Source organism: Pontibacter liquoris (assembly GCF_022758235.1).
GTDB classification, from domain to species: domain Bacteria; phylum Bacteroidota; class Bacteroidia; order Cytophagales; family Hymenobacteraceae; genus Pontibacter; species Pontibacter liquoris.
Genome location: NZ_JALEBG010000001.1, coordinates 1,649,967 through 1,669,042, shown reverse-complemented (window position 1 = coordinate 1,669,042; position 19,076 = coordinate 1,649,967). Strand labels below are relative to the sequence as shown.

The following is a 19,076-nucleotide window of genomic DNA, read 5'->3' as shown; positions in this document are numbered from 1 at the left end:
TTAGCCAAACTTTATGATCTTTTGTTTCAAAGTCCCTATCAAACTCCTGCTCTCATACGTCCGCTTATACCACTCCACATCCTGCTGTAAGCGATCAATATCATTGAGTAATTTATTAACTAACTGCCGCTTACCATCCGATATGCGCCTATTCACCTCCAAATCCGCATTCAGTTCGCTAATCCGCTGATCCTTTCTTTCAATCACATTTTCAAGCATAGTTGTTTTCTCAATCAGGAGCTGCATCGCTTCCTGCTTGATTTTAAGATCATGCAAGAGCTGGTGATGAATAACTTCTATTGATTTATAAATACTTTCTAACAAGTGAGGATGATTGTCATCCTGAGGTAGTAGTAAAGCTTCGCCCATAAGCAACATGAAGTAAGTAGTACTAAAAATTAAACTGCTGTTCTTAAATCAGTTTGGGGAGCTAGCATTGGCCTGGTCTGGTAAATTTGCTTATACCCCTGGAAGTTTCGGTGCATATCAAATTTGGAGCTGCATATAGCTTGTGAGTGTTGCCCCATTATCTCCATCATATCCCGGTTATTGGCAAAGCTCAGAATCTTCACGATAGCTTCTCTTTTACTTGAGAAGATATCCCCGTTTACACCTTTTTTCACCACATCCTTATTTCCCACACAATCACTTAGGAGTACCGGCTTCCGTAAAGCCAAAGCTTCCAGTACACCAAAAGAAAGACCTTCGAAAACAGAAGTAGAAATATACATATCTGCCTGAGCAACAAGGCGATTAATCTCCTCAGCCGCTACCCAACCGGTAACAGTAATGTTTGTTGCTGTCAGGCAGCCTTTTTCCTGACCGTCGCCAGCCCAGATAAATTCAAACTCAGCTAACTCTTTGAAGTACGCCGCTATTTCGTTGAATAACAAAGGATTCTTTTGTTCCTCTATGCGGCCTGTGGTTATAACTATAAACTTTTCTTTGTTATACTTACGATCACCCTTCTGAATATCAGGTAAGGCAATGCCATTGTTAACATGGGTAGCATTGATCCCTAATTTTATATATTCATCTTGTTCAGAAGCAGAACAACATACTACTTCACCTCCGACCATATTACCTAACTTTTCAAGTTGTTGGTAGAAATAGTTTAGAACGGCATTCGCACCTGATAGAAACGGAGCACCATTAGGAGTATACACATATTTGTCGATTCCTGCCAGGCGGCAGGCGATGCGGCCAAGAAGCCCACTTTTGGAAGAATGAAGATGCACGGCATCCACCAAATTCCTGTGTTTAAGCCGCCTTAAGACTTTGTACAATTCCGTAAAGGCCAGAAAATCTTTGAAGGGATTGAGCGCGCGTTGTGCCGACTTCCAACGGATAAACCTAACATTTCCTTTTGGGAACGTCTTCTTTACTTCTTTTGCCGACATCACTAATTTTCTTTCACCATGAATCACAATATGTAACTCATTTGGCATTGCTTCCGTAAGGGACTTCACGAATAAAGCTACGCCAGCTGCAAAGGGTTCGACAACGTGTACTATAATCATGTAAGCGGTAACTAGGATACTGTACTTTCGTGATTTTTTAAGGAAATAAGCCTTTCCTGACAGGTACTTATTTGCACGAAATTATATTATTTTTTCAAATAAAATAGCACTCTGAAATATTTTACTGATAAATATTTTGCATCCTATTTATAATATTGTGTTTAAAGCAGCTATTTCAAATAAATGCAATTCCTGTCCTAGTAAATTTTTCTTTCAAATGCATAACCATATGATATGGTATCATTCCCAAGATAATCAATTTCACCTCTCCCAAAAATTTTAAAAAAAAAGATTCACCAAAAGCTTTTATTACGTGTTTTCTACCCTGCAACTGGGCCTTGCGATTTTTAATGGAGATGCCTGCTTTATTTATTTCGCAGGTTACTAGCAGTTCATCCAGTATCTTGCCTTTTGACTCCTGCAAAATTTTCCAGAACAATGCATAGTCCTCCACATACTGAAATGCCTCCGGGTATAAACCTACCTTGTTCAATAGCGTTGATCTGAAAATGACAGTAGGATGAATAAAAACGTTCCGGAAGTACATCTCACGTTGGATCAGATTATGCTCTGTTGGCGTAGTATAATTGTACTGAAATGATGAATAAGTCTGTTTAAATGTACACCAGCTACCCAATAGGCCAACATCTTGATGTGCATCCAGGTAGGCTACTTGTCTAAAAAAACGATCTGCATGGCATACATCGCCACAATCCAAGCGGGCAATATAGCGTGTTTGAAGGTTGTGCAATATCCATCTTAAACCAGCATTCAGGGCACCCGTTATTCCCGAATTTTCCCCAAGGGATATAAGATGCAGCGGCACTGCTGGGCTTAAAGCCAGTTTTAACTCAGGCAACATCAAAGGGGGGGTACTTCCGTCATCTACGAGTATAACAGCATACTTTCCTTCCGTATACCGGATGCTCTGCACAGATCTGATCATACCAGGCAGGTTATTAAAACATGGGATCAGAATGCAAAGGTCTACTGAACGAGGTACTGAAAACACGTATTAAGGTATAAGTTAATATTCTGGCAATATTACTATTAGCATGCAATTAAAACAAGCACTAAAATCAATCCTACTTCTAAACACAGCCATACTTGTTAGATTCAGAATTCAATAGGCATAAGATGTAGGTACATTGCTGTGAATATAATTAAATCACTTTACCTCCTTAAATATCGTATTTTTATAACACCCCTCACCTTTCCGACACTTTTAGTAACTTCGCCGGCAAACTGGCGAAAGCATGAGCAAAGAAAAACCAACGATACCGAAAGGAACCCGCGATTTTGGCCCCGCTGTGGTGGTCAAACGTAACTATATTTTTGGCGTGATCCGCCGCACCTTTGAAAAATACGGCTACCTGCCCCTGGAAACACCGGCCATGGAGCAACTCTCAGTGCTGACAGGCAAGTATGGCGAAGAAGGAGATCAGCTGATATTCAAGATCCTCAACTCGGGCGACTTCCTGTCAAAAACTACCTCCGTAGACATTGCTGAAGGCTCCAAAGCGCTTACGCGAAAAATATCGGAGAAGGCCTTACGTTATGATTTAACGGTACCTTTTGCCCGCTATGTGGTGATGAACCGCAACGAGATCACTTTCCCGTTCAAGCGGTACCAGATTCAGCCAGTGTGGCGCGCCGATCGTCCGCAGAAAGGGCGCTACCGCGAGTTTTACCAGTGCGATGCCGATGTGGTGGGCACTTCTTCGCTGCTATGCGAAGCTGAGATCGTACAGATGATCAACGAAGTGCTGACTGCACTCGGACTCACCGATTTCACGATCAAAATCAACCACCGGGGTATTCTGGCCGGCATAGCCGAGGCCATTGGCGAGAAAGGGCGTGAAGGCGATATTTGTGTGGCCATTGATAAGCTGGATAAGATCGGACAGGAAGGCGTGCGTAAAGAACTGCTGGAACGCGGTATTTCGGAAGAGGCCGTTACCAAACTAGAGCCGCTTTATACTTTAAGTGGCAGCAACGAAGAAATTATGGCGCAGCTGCAGGCTATACTTGGTGCTACCGCCGAAGGGAAGCGCGGTTTGCAGGATCTGCAGGAAGTATGGACGTACCTTCAGGGGCTCAACAGCCAGGCATTAACGGCCCAGAATGCCTCGGGCCATCCAAGGCTACTGCTGGATGTTACCCTGGCGCGGGGCCTCTCCTATTATACGGGCTGCATATTTGAGGTGAAAGTGAACAATGTAAGTATGGGCAGCATCAGCGGCGGTGGCCGTTATGATAACCTGACCGGCATGTTTGGCCTGCCGGGCGTGTCGGGTGTGGGCTTCTCGTTTGGCGTAGATAGAATCTATGATGTACTGGAGGAGCTGCAGCTGTTCCCGGACAGCAGCCAGGTAGGCACCAAGGTATTACTGGTGCAATTCGATAAAGCATCTGAACTGTATGCGCTGCCTTTGTTGCAGCAACTGCGGGATGCCGGTATTGCTTCGGAGTTATACCCTGAAGCGGCCAAGCTCAAAAAGCAAATGGGGTATGCCGATCAGAAAAGTATCCCTTATGTACTGTTGATCGGCTCGGAGGAAATGGCCAGCGGCAAACTAAAACTGCGCAACATGCAGCTTGGTGAACAGCAGGATCTCACAATTGGGGAAATCATCGCGCAGCTCACCCACTAAAAGCCGGCACATGGACACGATACACTACATTTCCAGCAATTATCTTACCCTTGAGGCCATCAAGGCAATCGTGGCTAACAAGTATACGCTGGCTTTATCGGAGGAAGCAGAACAACGGATTGTGCGCTGTTACGAATACCTGCATCAGAAAATCAGCAGCTCCGACAGAAGTATCTATGGCATCAACACTGGGTTTGGCTCCCTTTGTAACAAGAAGATTTCGCCGCAGGATCTGGAGCAGCTGCAACGTAACCTGATGATGTCGCATGCCTGTGGCACGGGTGCCGAGGTGCCGCAGGAGATCGTGAAGCTGATGCTGTTGCTAAAAATTCAGTCGCTGGCTTATGGCCATAGCGGGGTGCAGCTTAAAACCGTAAAGCGCCTGATCGACTTTTATAACCGCGACATTTACCCGGTAGTATACCAGCAAGGTTCGCTGGGCGCCAGTGGCGACCTGGCTCCGCTGGCGCATTTGTGCCTGCCCTTGCTGGGGCTTGGAGAAGTTAACTACCAGGGTTATAAACTGGCTAGCGAGCATGTGCTGGAGATGTTCAGCTGGGAACCGGTGGCGCTGAAGGCGAAAGAAGGATTGGCTCTGCTAAACGGTACCCAGTTTATGAGTGCGTATGGCGTTTATACGTTGCTGATGGCGCGGCGCCTTTTGCGGCAGGCCGATGTGGTTAGCGCGCTATCGTTGGATGCTTTTGACGGTCGCCTGGAACCGTTTAATGCGCTTATTCACCAGCTCCGTCCGCATCCGGGGCAACTTGAAACCGCTCAGGCGATACGGGAGCTGCTAGCAGGCAGCCAACTGGCTCAAAAGGAAAAGCAGCATGTGCAGGATCCGTATTCGTTCCGGTGCATTCCGCAGGTGCATGGCGCTTCTAAAGATGCGCTGCGCTATGCCGAGCAGGTATTTCTCACAGAGATCAATTCGGTAACAGATAACCCGAATATTTTTCCGGAAGAAGATGAAATCGTTTCCGGCGGAAATTTTCATGGGCAACCCCTGGCATTAGCGCTAGATTTCATGGCCATTGCCGTTGCCGAACTGGGCAGCATTTCGGAGCGGCGCACCTACCAGCTAATCTCCGGGCTGCGCGGCCTGCCAGATTTCCTGGTGGCAGAGCCGGGGCTGAACTCGGGCTTTATGATCACGCAATATACAGCCGCTTCCATCGTAAGCCAGAGTAAACAACTCTGCACCCCTGCCTCCATCGATTCCATTCCATCGTCTAACAACCAGGAAGATCATGTCAGTATGGGCGCCAATGCAGCAACCAAACTCTACCAGGTGGTGCATAATACAGAGCGTGTGCTGGCCATTGAGCTGCTGAATGCAGCGCAGGCACTCGAGTTCCGAAGACCCTTGCAAACATCGCCGGTGCTGGAGCAGCTTATCGCCTCCTACCGCGAAAAAATATCGTTTGTATCTACCGATCGGGTATTGCACTATGATATCATGCAAAGCATCGCCTTTCTGAGAACCTGCAGGTTGTAAAACGGTCGCACTTTTTACTTGTGGTTATACTAGTGTCAGTTGTTACCTAACTGTTGGTATAGGGCTGATCCTTTTCCCAAAGAGCTTGCGCCACTGTGCAAGCTCTTTGAGTTTTTATAGCAGAGGGTTTCCTGCCACGCATTACTTACTTATATTCGTAAAGAAGCAAAAGCACCGCACGTGAGATACATGCTTATTATATGGATTATACTTGCGCAGGCGGGTGGCGTACTAGCTCAATCTGGTATACCAGGCTGTTTTGAAGCTTTTGATACGAAAGGAAAGAAAATAGAAACGCTGTGCGTTGGGCAGGAAGTAACCTTCCAGGATTGTGGCAACAAAGTGCCCGATGAGAACGAGTATTACGTGTTCGATTATCAAAGCGATAGCCCGATTCCGACGCCCGCTACACCCGATAAAAAACACACCTATAACGCTCCTGGCCGCTACCGCGTACTGCAGATCGCCAATTACGGCGGCGCTACGCTCACCGATACGGTCTCGCTGGTGTTTGAGGTGAAGGAAGCGCTCGCCCCCACCTTCGCCTATACCTTGTGCGCCAACCGACGCGTAAGTGTACAGGTAACTAACCGGAACTACGACAGCTATGTGCTGGATTTCGGTGATGGCCAGCAGCAAGCGGCAAAATCCGGCGATCAATACAGCCATACCTATGCTGCAGCCGGCAATTTTACCCTTACCCTTACCGGTATTTACAGTGGTGCTCCGTGCCAGGGCATTTATACGCAAGCTGTTTCTGTTCAGGGCAGCGTGCCTGTTCCTAATCTTGTTAAACTGGAGGTTTTGCAGCAGGCCCTAACAGGCCAGTTACAGGTATCCTTGCAAAACCTGCAGCCGGGCCTTCGCTATACTATAGAAAGGCAGCAAAACCCGGGCAGTCCCTATCAAACCATCGACACCATACAGCAGGTGACGCAGGCTGCGCTAAGCTATACCCTGGCAAATGTCAATACAGCTGAAAGTGCCGGCTATCGTGTCCGGCCAACTGATGCCTGCCGCTCACAGCTGCAGGAAGTCTCCAATGCCGTGCAAAGTATAGCCTTAACGGCTTCCCCTGCGGAGGCAAAAGTAACCCTAACCTGGAGCAAGGCCCCGGCCAGCGTGCAACGAGCAGAGATTTACCGAAACGGCAGTATTTATACTTCAACCGATTACACAGCTACAACCTATACCGACACCGATGTGCGTTGTGGCAACACCTATACTTATCAGCTGGCATACACCTACCCGAATGGCGTAGAGTCGCTTTCAGCGCCGCAACAGGCTGCTGTTGTCTCCACAGCTGTGCCCCCGAAAGGCCAATTACTCGCCACCTTTGATCTGGATAATCAGCTGCAACTTACCCTGGAGGTGCCACCTGGACAGGCGTTGCAGCAAATGCAGCTGGAACAAAGTATAGCCGGCGGCCCTTACAAAGCTCTGGCCACAGCCGTGCAGCCTTCCTTTACCCTTTCTACTCCGGATCTGAGTCAAGGAGCTTGTTACCGGGCCAGTTATACCAATAGCTGCGGCAACAACGCTGGGTACAGCAACAATGCCTGCCCGATGCTGCTCAAAGCCGTTGCTGAGCCCGACGGAAGCATTAACTTAAGCTGGACCAGATATGAGGGCTTTGCCGGTGGCGTGGGCACGTATACGGTGGAACTGCTTAGCTCCGACAAACAGCTGCTGGCCACCTATCCTGCCAGCGGCACCACCTATACTGATAAAGCACCAGGCTCGGAATCCCTTTTGCTCTACCGCATCAAGGCAACGGCTAAAAACGGAACTGCTGTTTCTTATTCCAACATCCAGACACTGGAACAACCCTTGCTGCTGTTTGTACCAAGCGCTTTTACACCCAATAGTGATGGACTGAATGATGTGCTGGAAATAAAGGGTCGCTATTTCAGCAACTTCCGGATGCGAATTTATAACCGGCTGGGCAATATGCTTTATGAATCGGCGGATGCGCAAACAGGCTGGGATGGCACGTTTAAAGGGCAGCCCGCCCCCGCAGGCGTGTATACGTATGAGATCACCGTCACCACGGCCACCGGTACGCCCGAGCGCCGCACCGGCACTATTACCTTGTTGCGCTAACCTGAGCCATCTCTATCATAGATACTTTTTAAAGCAGCTTGCCTAACCTAAACCCCGGTGCGAAATTATAGCTATACTAGTGCAGGTCCCTACTCCTTACAAAGTATGAATTTGATACGTATATTTGCATCAGCCACAAGCCATGCGGCCTTGTACACGTACCCTTAACTCAAAAACTATGTTTGATATGTTCGGCATGATGGGCAAAATGAAAGAAGTCCAGGCCAAATTGAAAGAAGCACAGGAAAACTTACAGCATATTACCGTAACAGCCGAATCTGGCGCAGGCCTGGTAAAGGCTACTGTCAACGGGCAGCGTAAGCTCCTCAAAATTGAGATCGATGAATCTATCCTGAACGCCACGGACCAGGACATGGTAAACGACCTGGTAGTAGCCGCTGTGAACAATGCCATGCTGACAGCCAGTGAGCGTGCGCAGGAAGAAATGAAAAAGAATACCGAAGGATTGCTGCCCAATATTCCCGGCTTAGATCTCGGCAGCTTTGGCCTATAGTTACCCCCACACTGCCATCGTCATTCTTAACTGGAATGGCCTTAGGTATTTAGAACAATTTCTGCCATCGGTAGTGGCAAACAGCAGTGGCTGCGAGGTGATCGTAGCCGACAATGCCTCTACCGATGGCTCTGTTGCTTTTCTGCAGGCTAATTTTCCGCAGGTGCGGCTCATACTGCTGCCCCAGAATTATGGCTTTTGCGAAGGGTATAACAAGGCGTTGCAACAGGTAGAGGCAACCTACTATGTGCTGCTTAATTCAGATGTGGCCGTGCCGCCAGGCTGGGTAGCCTCCATCATCAGCCTGATGGAAGCAGACAAACAAATTGCCGTTTGCCAGCCAAAGATCCTTTCGCAACAACATCCTGCTTTTCTGGAGTATGCCGGCGCCGGCGGTGGTATGCTCGATGCTATTGGCTACCCGTTTTGCCGGGGCCGCCTATTCGATACGTTGGAGGAAGACAAGGGCCAGTATAACGATGTGCAGCAGATCTTCTGGGCTACGGGTGCCTGCATGTTTGTCAGAAGCGTCGTTTTCCGGGAACTGGGCGGTCTGGAGCCTGCTTTTTTTGCGCACATGGAAGAGATCGATTTCTGCTGGCGCGCGCAGAATGCCGGGTATAAAGTCATGTATAATGGCCGGAGCCAGGTATACCATGTGGGTGGTGGCACCTTGCACAAATCAAATCCGCATAAAACTTACCTCAACTTCCGTAACGGCCTGGCCCTGCTCTATAAAAACTTGCCGGAGCAGGAATTGCTCCCCACCATGGGCTTACGCGTGTTGCTTGATTGGATGGCCGCCTTAAGAATGCTGCTGGCCGGGCAAACGAAAGATGCCAAAGCTGTACTGCAGGCACATGCCGACTTATTAGGAAAGCGCAGCTACTGGCGCGAGCGCCGGCGTGCCCAATTGCACAAAGGCCGATTTCCGCAGATGGCAGGCGTGTATAAAGGTAGCATCGTGTGGGAGTACTTTTTCAGGCAGCACAAAACCGTGCAGGAACTATCAAATTAGAACAAAGGAGCTCTTGATAAAAGAAGTTAGCAGAGGAGATACGATTGGTAAAGTATAAATAAGTACAGCTGCTTACTGATGTATTCTCCTGGCGCAAGCGTCAACATGTGCCTTATAGATGACTGGGCACAAGCATCCGCTTGCGCCAGAAATGGTTGATGCGATAAAAAACGCCAAAAGTAACTAAGTTAATTTAGCAGACTTTCCGATGTTAAAGGACAGGTTATACTTCGTTGTAAGCACTTTTATCCTTTGTTAAATGCCTTTTATTAAAATCTATAAATCCCAGACAGTGCTACGCTCGCGGCGGAGGTGCTTTTGCACATTCATCCAGAAGGCCAGTGCCAGGTATATGATCACCGGAGAGCCCATGGTCAGAAAAGAAAGATAGATAAAAGAGAGGCGTATGCTGCTCGTTGCAAAACCGAGTTTGTCACCCAGCATCGTACAAACACCAAATGCCCGCGATTCGATAAAGTACTGCAGCCTTTTCATTTATTTACAATATTATCCTATAAAATTATTGCCTTTTATACTTCTGTCCAAATTTTTGGTTCAGAACTGGTACAACCGGTAACGTTGATGATTTGTTTTTGGTGCCTTTTATTTACGGCGAATGCAAAGAAGAGGATTTACAACCGCTGCCCCAAAGCAACGCATTTTACAAATTCGCTTAGGATAGGCTTCTGCAAACAAGGCAGTAACAAAGCGGGTTAGCAGCTGTAAAAGCTTCCGGCCCTGCGGGTTTGGTGCTGAAATCAGAAGATGGAAAGTAAAAGCAGCATCCTTATCAAGCCAAAACAGATGATGCATGGCCTGGCGCTCCGACCTGGTAAACGTACTTATCCGGCAGAATTGTGGCCAACACATTGTAAATTCACAGACTTCTCTTAATTTTACCCACTGAACCGAGAATTAAACATTTATATGCGAAGTATACAGTTTAGAGAAGCCCTGCGAGAAGCCATGACGGAGGAAATGCGCCGCGATGAGCGTGTGTTTCTGATGGGCGAGGAAGTGGCGGAATACAACGGTGCCTACAAAGTGAGCCAGGGCATGCTGGATGAATTTGGTCCGGAGCGCGTAATTGACACCCCGATTGCAGAACTTGGTTTTGCCGGAATCGGTGTTGGCGCTGCCATGAACGGCCTGCGCCCGATCATTGAGTTCATGACCTTCAACTTCTCGTTGGTAGCCATTGACCAGGTGATCAACGCTGCAGCAAAATTAATGTCTATGTCTGGTGGCCAGTATGGTGCGCCAATGGTTTTCCGCGGTCCTACTGGTAGCGCGGGCATGTTGTCGTCGCAGCACTCGCAGAACTTCGAGAACTGGTATGCCAACACCCCCGGCCTGAAAGTAATCGTGCCCTGTAATCCATATGACGCCAAAGGATTGCTGAAGTCCGCTATCCGCGACAATGATCCGGTAATCTTTATGGAGTCGGAGCAGATGTATGGCGACAAAGGTGAGGTGCCGGAAGAAGAATACCTGATCCCGATTGGCGTAGCAGATATCAAGCGTGCCGGTACTGATGTTACGCTGGTGTCGTTTGGCAAAATGATGAAAGTGGCCCTGGCGGCTGCCGACGAGCTGGCAAAAGACGGCATCGAAGCGGAAGTGATTGACCTGCGCACCGTGCGCCCGATCGATTACAAAACCCTGGTAGAATCGGTAAAGAAGACCAACCGCATGGTAGTAGTAGAAGAAGCATGGCCGCTGGCCTCTATCTCTGCCGAGCTGGCTTACCACATCCAGAGCAATGCTTTTGATTATATGGATGCACCGGTAAAACGCGTTACCTGCCGCGATGTGCCGCTTCCTTATGCGCCTACGCTTATCGAGGCTTCACTGCCTAACGTAGCACGCACCATCGAAGCCGTAAAACAAGTAATGTATAAGAAAGCTTAATTAAAGCTTACTTCTTTCATAAAAAAGGCGACTCATAACGAGTCGCCTTTTTCTTTTTCTTTCACTTCTACCTGGCCCGTATCGGTGTCAATTTCAACTTCCTTCTTTTTTACTTTCACTGCCGTATCATCGGGCTCAATGTATTTCTCGTGCGCTTTGGAGTATACCTGCGTAAACTCCGCGCCGAATAGCAGAATTACCGCCGAATAATAGACCCACACCAGGATGAGAACGAGCGAGCCGGCAGCACCATAGGTATCGGCCAGTGGGTCGTGCTGAAAGTAGATGTTGAGTACAAATTTACCAAGTACAAAAAGAACAGCCGTCACCGCAGCACCCACCCACACATTTTTCCACCGGATCTTAGCATCGGGAAGAAACCGGTAAATGCCTGCAAAAATAATGGTACTGATCACGAGGGAAAGCAGCAGATTGGCAGCTGTAATAAAGTATACGGCCAGCCCTGAGAACTGCTGCTGCAGGAAATCATAGATAATGCCCATCACCACATCCACAGAAAGCGACACCAGCAGCAGGAAGCCCATACTTACCACTAGTGCTAAGGACAATACGCGGTTGATAATCAGCTTCAACCAGCCCTTTCCCGGTTTTGCCTTTACTTCCCACATCGCATTAAGCGAATCCTGGAGTGCCACAAAAACGGTAGTGGCTGAAAAGATCATGGTGGCTACACCTACGATGGTGCCGATGGTGCTGGCTTCGGAAACATTTGCATTCTCGATAATGCTCTGAAACTGGCTGGCGCTGCTGCGGCCTACAATACCGCCAAGCTGACTCACCACCTGCCCTTTTACGGCTTCCTGACCAAAGGCTGCTCCCGCAATACGAATGGTGATGATGAGCACCGCCGGTAATGAGAAGATCGTATAAAACCCGATGATGGCGGCATAATCCAAGGGGTTATCATCTACAAACTCCTTAAAGGTTTGCTTGGTGATGTTCCAGGTAGAGGCGACTCGTTTGTCCATGTGCTGCTACGTATACTTAAGCGGGCTATCCAACAGGTAGCCAGGCAAAACAAGTATACGTACGGCAAATTGCTGCCGGTTGATGCTCCCGGTATGAAAGCAACTATCCTCCTACTGCCCAGTTGTACCACGAATATTGCTGATTATACTTGGCCGCTTAAGATCCGAGCTCGGCTCCTTCTAACTCAGTTTATGCTCTTCCGACTTTGTAATCTGAAAATATCGTACTTCAGCTCTTTCGGAATTTAATCCGAAAGCACAATAATCAGCGGATTTGAAATCCGCCTTTGTTTACAGGTAGGTGATTTTATTTTGAAGCGGTAAATAGTTTATACTTACCGTCTACCCCTGCAGCGTCAGCCTGGCCAGGTAATTACCGGCTTCGCCTTCATAAAGCACTTCCGTTTCAAAGCCGTGCTTTTGGGCATAATCCTGCAGGATGGCGGCATCCACAAAAAGCCAGTTAAACCAGCCGCTTTCCTGGTCATTGTAGCGCATGTTATACTTCACCTCGCCGTAATAGCCTGCGTTCAGGTCCAGGAGCACAGAGCCGTCCTCGTCTTCATACATGTAGAGAATGTCTGTGGACTCGAGCAACAGCTGCCCGCCCGGGCGCAGCAGCGTGCGGGCATGTTCGAGCAGCCGCTCCAACCCCGCCAGGTGGCCGGCAATGCCTACGCCGTTCATCAGCAGCAGCAACGTGTCATACGTCTGCCCCTTCAGTTCAAAGAAATCCTGGCGCAGCACCTGCTTTACCCCTTGCTGTTGCATGGCTTCCACGGCACCTGCCGATACGTCCAAAGCTGTTACGTCTAGTCCCCGCTCCTGCAAGGCCAGCGCATGGCAGCCGGAGCCTGCTCCTATGTCCAGCACTGTTCCCTGGCAGGCTTCCAGGGCCATTTGCTCAATCTCGGGCATTTCATCCCATGCGCGGAACAGGTAAGGCACCGGAATCACATCTTCCTCTGCCAGGTTGCTCTCAACTACAATCTCAGCCTCGCGGCCACTTCGCAGGAAGTCCAGCAAGGCGGCTCCCATCGGGTCATTCTTCTCGTTCATATCCGTGCGTTTGCAGGGCAAAGTACGCAACAAAAACAATAGCATGCCATGACTCCTATTTAATCCTATTGGTTGGCATAAAACCTTTTGTTGATTAAACTAACACTCAACTACTTGCTTATACTTACATACCCCGGCATGTTGCATTTAATTAAATTTTTGTTAGATTTAACACCATTATACTTCATACAATCATGAGTTTTGCCGTTTATACGCACAATCCGCCAATGAACCCTGCTTTGGAAGCCCGCTACCTGCACTTAGAGCAAACCCGCAACCGCCTGCTGGATGAGCTGGAAGGACTGGAGGAAGGCTTGCTAAATAGTGCTCCTGCAGAGGGCAAATGGTCGGTGAACCAGATCATCGCGCACCTGCTGCTTACCGAAAAGCAGACGGTGTATGCTGTGCAGCACAAGGTAAGCCAGCCCGATGATTTAATATCCAACAGCATTGCCCGGGAAATGCAATCGCTGCTGCTAAAGTTGGCGCTGTTATCCGGAAAAAAATTTAAAGCACCGGCCTCTGTTGCAACGGTGCCTGCTACTTGCTCGCTTGCCTATTTACGTGCCGACTGGGATGAAGTGCGTTTTTCGCTGGAAGATGTGCTCACCGCGCTACCCGTTAACCTGATGGACAAATGTCTTTTCCGGCATCCGTATGTCGGGCCGCTCACAATCCGGCAAACCCTCTCCTTTTTGCAGGATCATTTCGACCACCACCTCCGCCAGATACACACCATCAAACGAGCACTGCTGGCATAAACCTGCTTCCGTTCGTTTTGTACCTGTTTGTATCTTGATATTGAGCGCCGCTATCGTTTACCCTATGGGCCTATAAAACCATCCCCACGATGCACTTACACCAGGAAGAACACCTCCGCAGTTCTGATTTCATCACGGATGCAGTGATCGGCATGTCGGACGGGCTGACTGTTCCGTTTGCTTTGGCAGCAGGTTTAAGCGGCTCCGTAGACAGCAATGTCGTGATTATTACGGCAGGTATAGCCGAGATTGTGGCGGGCAGCATTGCGATGGGATTGGGAGGTTACCTGGCCGGAAAAACAGAACAGGAGCATTACCAGGCGGAGTTGCAACGGGAGTATGAAGAAGTAGAAAAGGTACCGGAAAGAGAGAAAGCAGAAGTAAAGTTAATTTTTGCTGAATACGGATTAAGCCCTGAAGCCCAGCATACTATAAGCGAGGCACTCGCCAAAGACAAAGACCGCTGGGTACAGTTTATGATGAAGTATGAACTGGGCCTGGAGGAGCCTCACCCGAAACGGGCCCGCAACAGTGCGGCCACCATCGGCACCTCTTACGCCATCGGTGGGTTGATCCCACTGCTGGGATACGTCGTCTCCGATACGCCCCGCCAGGGCCTTGTTATTTCTGCGGGGCTCACCATCCTTTGCCTGATGATGTTTGGCTATTTCAAGAGCAAAATGACAGGGCAGCCACCTGTGGCTGGCGCTTTAAAAGTAACCCTGATCGGGGTAGCTGCTGCCGCGGCGGCTTTCCTGGTGGCAACGGCCTTTAACAGCCTGGTATAAGAACCTCCCCAGGAAAATAACTGTTCTGAAAGCATGTACCTTTGGCAACTGCCCCCTTTGCTGTAACTTCACTCCCGGTTGCCGCTTATCAGGCGCATTAAAGCTTAAAACCTTAGCCCATGCTCTCGCACAAGCACGAAGTATTTCTGGAAGTAGCCCGGCTTCTGAGTTTCACCAAGGCCAGCCAGACGCTTTTTATCAGCCAGTCAGCCATCAGCAAGCAGGTAAAGGCCCTGGAAGAGCAGTACCAGACGGGCTTGTTTGAACGGCTGGGCAATTCTATTTCGCTGACGCCCGCCGGCAAACTGCTCTATGATAAAATTCTGGAAGTAAAACAGCTGCAAAACGAGCTATACCACAACCTGCGCGACATAAACGAGCAATTCACGCCAAAGGTAAGTATGGTCTTAGGGGCCAGCACCACCATCTCGCTTTATGTGCTGCCACCTGTCATGTCGGCTTACCTGCAGCTGCACCCTAACGTACAGCTCACACTCAAGAACCGCAACAGCGAGAACATCCTCAAAGCCCTGCTGGACCATGAAATTGACATGGGAATTGTGGAAGGCATCAACAAAGTGAGCAACGTGACCTATACGCCCTTTCTCACAGACGAAGTGATTGCGGTATGCTCCTCCAAAAACCCGCTGAAAAAGCAACAACTGGAAGTGAAAGACCTTCTCGAAATCCCATTGGCGCTCCGCGAGTCCGGCTCTGGCACCCTGGCAGTGCTGGAGGAGGCCTTGGCAAAGCGGGGCCACCGGCTCCATGACTTTCCGATTAAAATCCGGTTGGGGGGCACTGAGGCGCTTAAAAATTTTGTGCGGGTCGATACCTGCCTTTCTTTTCTGCCCCGGCAGGCGGTGAGCAAAGAGCTTTTATCCGGCGAGTTGGTCGAAGTAAAGATTCAGGACCTGACTGTGAAACGGACCTTCAACTTCATCCAGCGCAAAGGCACCGAGAACAATTATCCCTACAAAGATTTTATACAGTTTACCAAGCGCCGTTATTCCCTAAAAGATTAAAATTTATAGAGTATTTATTCAGCAAGTTCCTGTAAGAAAATAAAGGACTACTTAAATATAAGATACTGAAGCAGTATCAGTTAAAGCCCCTAAAGAATTACTATGCTGAAAATAAAAAAGGTAAAAAGAATAGCGACCCTTGATTAGAGGACATTCATAATATGAGTATATTGTAATAAAATTATAATGTACTCGATGCCTAGGTCCCCAAGAACTCCTGTGTTTGCAATTTGAACGTTATGATAAAAGCCGAAGACGTAAAGTATTATGACAGAGTACTCTCTCACATCTACAAATCTGCTAATGGCCAACTCCAATTGGCAGAAGCTATAACAATCTGTGATGGCAATGATGGGCTTGCTGAGGAAATAGCTGAAGCTTTAGAAAATAGAGAACTAATAATGAATTTAGAAGACTCCACTTCTAGAGAAGGTACAACCCTTATACTTACTAGTAAAGGCAAAGCTAAGCTACTTATAGGTCGTGGAGGGTTTCAGGCTGAACAGCAAATCCTTAATTCAGGAAATAGCAAAGATCATCAGATGAATATATTTAATTTATATATTGAAAATGACAGTAGATGCTATAACATTTTACACATTGATCAAGGTGAATTAGACTTGATTATAGATGCTTATAACTATGGTAAAGCTGACTTATTTATCAATGGAGAAAGATTTTTGTTAAAAAACCTTTTGAAAATAAAGATTTTTAAGTTTAAAGATTTAAAAACCTCAAAAAAGTTTATTGAATTTTCTTATGATAAAATGAAGTATACCGTAGACTTCTATGGTAAAATGTATCTTGAGCCAAGAGTTCTAGAAGTAGGTGGGGAAGATGTTACCCGAAATTATATAGAAGGAGATTATGGACATCTAAATAAAGACCGAATGATGGTTATACCCACAACTACCCCAAACTCAGAACAACATTTTACAATGGATATTTTCATTAGCCATAGTAGCAAAGACGCAGAAGTCACTAAAGCACTTGTAAATGTTATTAGGAAGGCACTCCATATAAGGTCTAAAAGTATAAGGTGTACAAGCCTTAATGAATACAGGTTATCTGCCGGAGTAGATACTGACGAATCACTACGGGAGGAAATCTTTAAATCAAAAGCTTTTATTGCGGTAATAACCAGCAATAGTGTAGATTCTAATTATGTAACTTTTGAATTGGGGGCGAGATGGGGTTCAAAGCTACCAATGTTACCAATAATTTGTGATCCTGCTGGCACATCGTTATTGAATCCTCCACTAACAGGAATTAATGCACTGAGTGCCACTAATGCGGCACAAATACAGAGGTTGATAGAGGACTTAGCGAAAATACTGAGCTTGGAATTAGAACCTTCGTCTACATACACAGAAGAAATTGAAGCCCTTAAGAAACTGATAACAAAGCCGAAGCAACCAGTCAGAGTGACGGGTAGAACGTTAAAGCGCTAAATGAAGAAAGGAGACCTAAACGGTCTCCTTTCTTTTTTCAACTCCTTTCAGCAACATCGCTATACTGCCTGTTCGGTAAGTCTTCGCGAGGCGTCTTATATCTATATCCTAACTCATTTAAGTTGTCGCATAACTGCTCAAGCTTTAGACCATTTTCCTGGTACAGGTGGATTAGATTCAGCGAATTCATTTTAGCCTCTGACCTTCTCCTCTTTTATAACAAATGAAAGTATGGAAACTAAGCCAAATCCGGTAAATCAGAAGTAGTATATAAACTATGCATTATTCCATATCCTCATAGCCTATTCCGAATATCCATTTTGTTTCCTCATAGCCTATGCCCTATTTCACGTAGAATTAGGAATACCATGGAAACAATAACAACCACAAAAAGCCGCCTCAGCAAGCTCATCTGTTCTGCCTGCGGCACCCCACATACCCCTTTTATACTTCAAACGGTATCAACCTGCTGCCACCTGCCGCTAGTAAGCCGCTATGACCTGAAACGCCCGCTTTTCCGCGATAAGTTACAAACCCGGGAGGCTACCATGTGGCGCTACCGCGAGCTGCTACCGGTGCTGGCAGATGAAAACATCGTGAGCCTTGGTGAAGGCTTTACACCCATCCTTAAGCTTGCCAACCTAGGCAGTAAGTATGGCTTTGATCACCTGCAGCTGAAAGACGAAGGCCAGAATCCCACCGGCTCGTTTAAAGCGCGTGGCCTGAGCATGGCTATTTCCAAGGCAAAAGAATTAGGAGTAGAAGGCTGCATTATTCCAACCGCCGGAAATGCCGGTGTAGCCATGGCCGCTTACTGTGCCAAAGCCGACATGCGGGCGGTGGTCGTGATGCCGCGCCATACCCCAAAGGCCTTTCAGGAGGAATGCTACTGGTACGGCGCTGACGTGGTACTGGTAGATGGCCTGATCACAGATTGCTCTGCCAAAGCAAAGGAAATCAACGCTGACAATCAGCTACTTGATGCATCTACCTTAAAGGAACCCTACCGGCTGGAAGGAAAGAAAACGATGGGCTTTGAGATTGCCGAACAGCTCAACTGGACCTTGCCCGAGATCATCCTTTACCCCGCTGGCGGCGGCACAGGCTTGATCGGTATCTGGAAAGCTTTTCAGGAGATGCTGGCGCTTGGCTGGCTCCCGGCCGACACAGAACTGCCCCGCATGATTGCGGTGCAGGCGGCCAACTGCCAGCCCCTAGTAGATACTTTCCTGGGGCTACAACCTAACGCGCAGCAGTATGTCGGCAAGCCGACCATTGCCAACGGCCTGGCGGTGCCGCGCCCGATAGGTGAGCCAATGATGCTGCAGGTGTTGCGCGAATCCGGTGGAACGGCGTTAAGTATAAGCGACGAGCAAATGTTGACCGGCCTCCGGGAGCTAAGCCGCCACGAAGGCTTGTTTGTTGCCCCGGAAGGCGCCGCGCTCTGGATGGCTGCCTGCCACCTGAAAGATACTGGTTACCTGCACTCCTCCGACCGTATTCTGCTGCTCAACACAGGCTCGGGCCAGAAGTACCTCGAGAACATCACCGGCAGGTATCAATCCTGATGCCTGCCGTGCTGCCAGACTTCTTTTTATCAGCATATTGTAGTATAAAACTTAAATTATAACTATATCTGAAGAACTGGCAGGTCTGATGATTTCCCACAGGTATAAGTGTCTTTTTATTTTCAAAATGTGTCACAAAATCATTCAGAGCGCATTTTCCTTCAGAAAATAAAAAAAGCAAAAGCCTTGTCTGGGGCATACAATCAACCGGATA

The 19,076-nt window shown here is 48.0% G+C and carries 17 protein-coding genes; 11 read left to right on the top strand and 6 right to left on the bottom strand.

What is annotated here, in order from left to right:
- From LWL52_RS06855 to LWL52_RS06845, 3 genes are all read right to left on the bottom strand, one after another.
- On the bottom strand, nucleotides 1-369 hold the full coding sequence (locus LWL52_RS06855; RefSeq protein WP_242918216.1) for a hypothetical protein: 369 nt from the start codon (nucleotides 367-369) through the stop codon (nucleotides 1-3).
- A gap of 29 nt (nucleotides 370-398) precedes the next feature.
- Entirely contained in the window at nucleotides 399-1,520 is a 1,122-nt protein-coding gene (locus LWL52_RS06850) for a glycosyltransferase (protein ID WP_242918214.1), read from the bottom strand.
- A gap of 175 nt (nucleotides 1,521-1,695) precedes the next feature.
- Nucleotides 1,696-2,532 (bottom strand): glycosyltransferase, encoded by an 837-nt coding sequence (locus tag LWL52_RS06845; RefSeq protein ID WP_367615670.1) that lies wholly within the window; start codon nucleotides 2,530-2,532, stop codon nucleotides 1,696-1,698.
- 244 nt (nucleotides 2,533-2,776) lie between these two features.
- Between LWL52_RS06845 and hisS the strand changes: the two genes are divergently transcribed.
- The 5 genes from hisS to LWL52_RS06820 all read left to right on the top strand — a co-directional run bounded on the left by hisS (nucleotide 2,777) and on the right by LWL52_RS06820 (nucleotide 9,310).
- Nucleotides 2,777-4,174 carry a histidine--tRNA ligase gene (gene hisS, locus LWL52_RS06840; RefSeq protein WP_242918210.1) on the top strand — a complete coding sequence of 466 codons (1,398 nt, stop codon included), beginning with the start codon at nucleotides 2,777-2,779 and terminating at the stop codon, nucleotides 4,172-4,174.
- A 10-nt stretch (nucleotides 4,175-4,184) separates the two neighbouring features.
- Entirely contained in the window at nucleotides 4,185-5,675 is a 1,491-nt protein-coding gene (gene hutH / locus LWL52_RS06835) for a histidine ammonia-lyase (RefSeq protein WP_242918208.1), read from the top strand.
- 189 nt (nucleotides 5,676-5,864) lie between these two features.
- Nucleotides 5,865-7,778 carry a T9SS type B sorting domain-containing protein gene (locus LWL52_RS06830; RefSeq protein ID WP_242918206.1) on the top strand — a complete coding sequence of 638 codons (1,914 nt, stop codon included), beginning with the start codon at nucleotides 5,865-5,867 and terminating at the stop codon, nucleotides 7,776-7,778.
- A gap of 178 nt (nucleotides 7,779-7,956) precedes the next feature.
- The gene (locus LWL52_RS06825; protein WP_242918204.1) at nucleotides 7,957-8,292 is read left to right on the top strand and encodes a YbaB/EbfC family nucleoid-associated protein; all 336 of its coding nucleotides are present in this window, start codon (nucleotides 7,957-7,959) and stop codon (nucleotides 8,290-8,292) included.
- Nucleotides 8,282-9,310: a glycosyltransferase family 2 protein gene (locus LWL52_RS06820; protein ID WP_242918202.1), complete on the top strand. Its 1,029-nt coding sequence runs from the start codon at nucleotides 8,282-8,284 to the stop codon at nucleotides 9,308-9,310. The genes LWL52_RS06825 and LWL52_RS06820 overlap by 11 nt, the downstream gene beginning before the upstream one ends.
- Nucleotides 9,311-9,586: 276 nt before the next feature.
- On the opposite strand, the gene LWL52_RS06815 is transcribed toward LWL52_RS06820, so the two are convergent.
- Nucleotides 9,587-9,805, bottom strand: a complete 219-nt coding sequence (locus tag LWL52_RS06815; RefSeq protein WP_242918200.1) for a PspC domain-containing protein — start codon at nucleotides 9,803-9,805, stop codon at nucleotides 9,587-9,589.
- Between the two features lie 432 nt (nucleotides 9,806-10,237).
- On the opposite strand from LWL52_RS06815, the gene LWL52_RS06810 reads away from it, so the two are divergent.
- Nucleotides 10,238-11,221 carry a pyruvate dehydrogenase complex E1 component subunit beta gene (locus LWL52_RS06810; protein ID WP_242918198.1) on the top strand — a complete coding sequence of 328 codons (984 nt, stop codon included), beginning with the start codon at nucleotides 10,238-10,240 and terminating at the stop codon, nucleotides 11,219-11,221.
- Between the two features lie 32 nt (nucleotides 11,222-11,253).
- Here the strand turns inward: LWL52_RS06810 and LWL52_RS06805 are convergent, their stop codons facing one another.
- Together LWL52_RS06805 and LWL52_RS06800 are read right to left on the bottom strand one after the other, a co-directional pair.
- The gene (locus LWL52_RS06805; protein WP_242918196.1) at nucleotides 11,254-12,210 is read right to left on the bottom strand and encodes a YihY/virulence factor BrkB family protein; all 957 of its coding nucleotides are present in this window, start codon (nucleotides 12,208-12,210) and stop codon (nucleotides 11,254-11,256) included.
- 342 nt (nucleotides 12,211-12,552) lie between these two features.
- A complete protein-coding gene (locus LWL52_RS06800; RefSeq protein WP_242918194.1) occupies nucleotides 12,553-13,269 on the bottom strand; it encodes a class I SAM-dependent methyltransferase in 717 nt (238 codons plus the stop codon).
- Nucleotides 13,270-13,463: 194 nt separating this feature from the next.
- Between LWL52_RS06800 and LWL52_RS06795 the strand changes: the two genes are divergently transcribed.
- The 5 genes from LWL52_RS06795 to LWL52_RS06775 all read left to right on the top strand — a co-directional run bounded on the left by LWL52_RS06795 (nucleotide 13,464) and on the right by LWL52_RS06775 (nucleotide 18,862).
- Complete coding sequence (locus tag LWL52_RS06795) at nucleotides 13,464-14,030, top strand: DinB family protein (protein WP_242918192.1); 567 nt, start codon at nucleotides 13,464-13,466, stop codon at nucleotides 14,028-14,030.
- An 89-nt stretch (nucleotides 14,031-14,119) separates the two neighbouring features.
- On the top strand, nucleotides 14,120-14,818 hold the full coding sequence (locus LWL52_RS06790; RefSeq protein ID WP_242918190.1) for a VIT1/CCC1 transporter family protein: 699 nt from the start codon (nucleotides 14,120-14,122) through the stop codon (nucleotides 14,816-14,818).
- A 119-nt stretch (nucleotides 14,819-14,937) separates the two neighbouring features.
- Nucleotides 14,938-15,843, top strand: coding sequence for a LysR family transcriptional regulator (locus LWL52_RS06785; RefSeq protein ID WP_242918188.1), 906 nt, complete (start codon nucleotides 14,938-14,940; stop codon nucleotides 15,841-15,843).
- Nucleotides 15,844-16,082: 239 nt separating this feature from the next.
- A complete protein-coding gene (locus tag LWL52_RS06780; protein WP_242918186.1) occupies nucleotides 16,083-17,294 on the top strand; it encodes a toll/interleukin-1 receptor domain-containing protein in 1,212 nt (403 codons plus the stop codon).
- A gap of 368 nt (nucleotides 17,295-17,662) precedes the next feature.
- Nucleotides 17,663-18,862, top strand: a complete 1,200-nt coding sequence (locus LWL52_RS06775; RefSeq protein ID WP_242918184.1) for a threonine synthase — start codon at nucleotides 17,663-17,665, stop codon at nucleotides 18,860-18,862.
- Nucleotides 18,863-19,076: the final 214 nt, after the last annotated feature.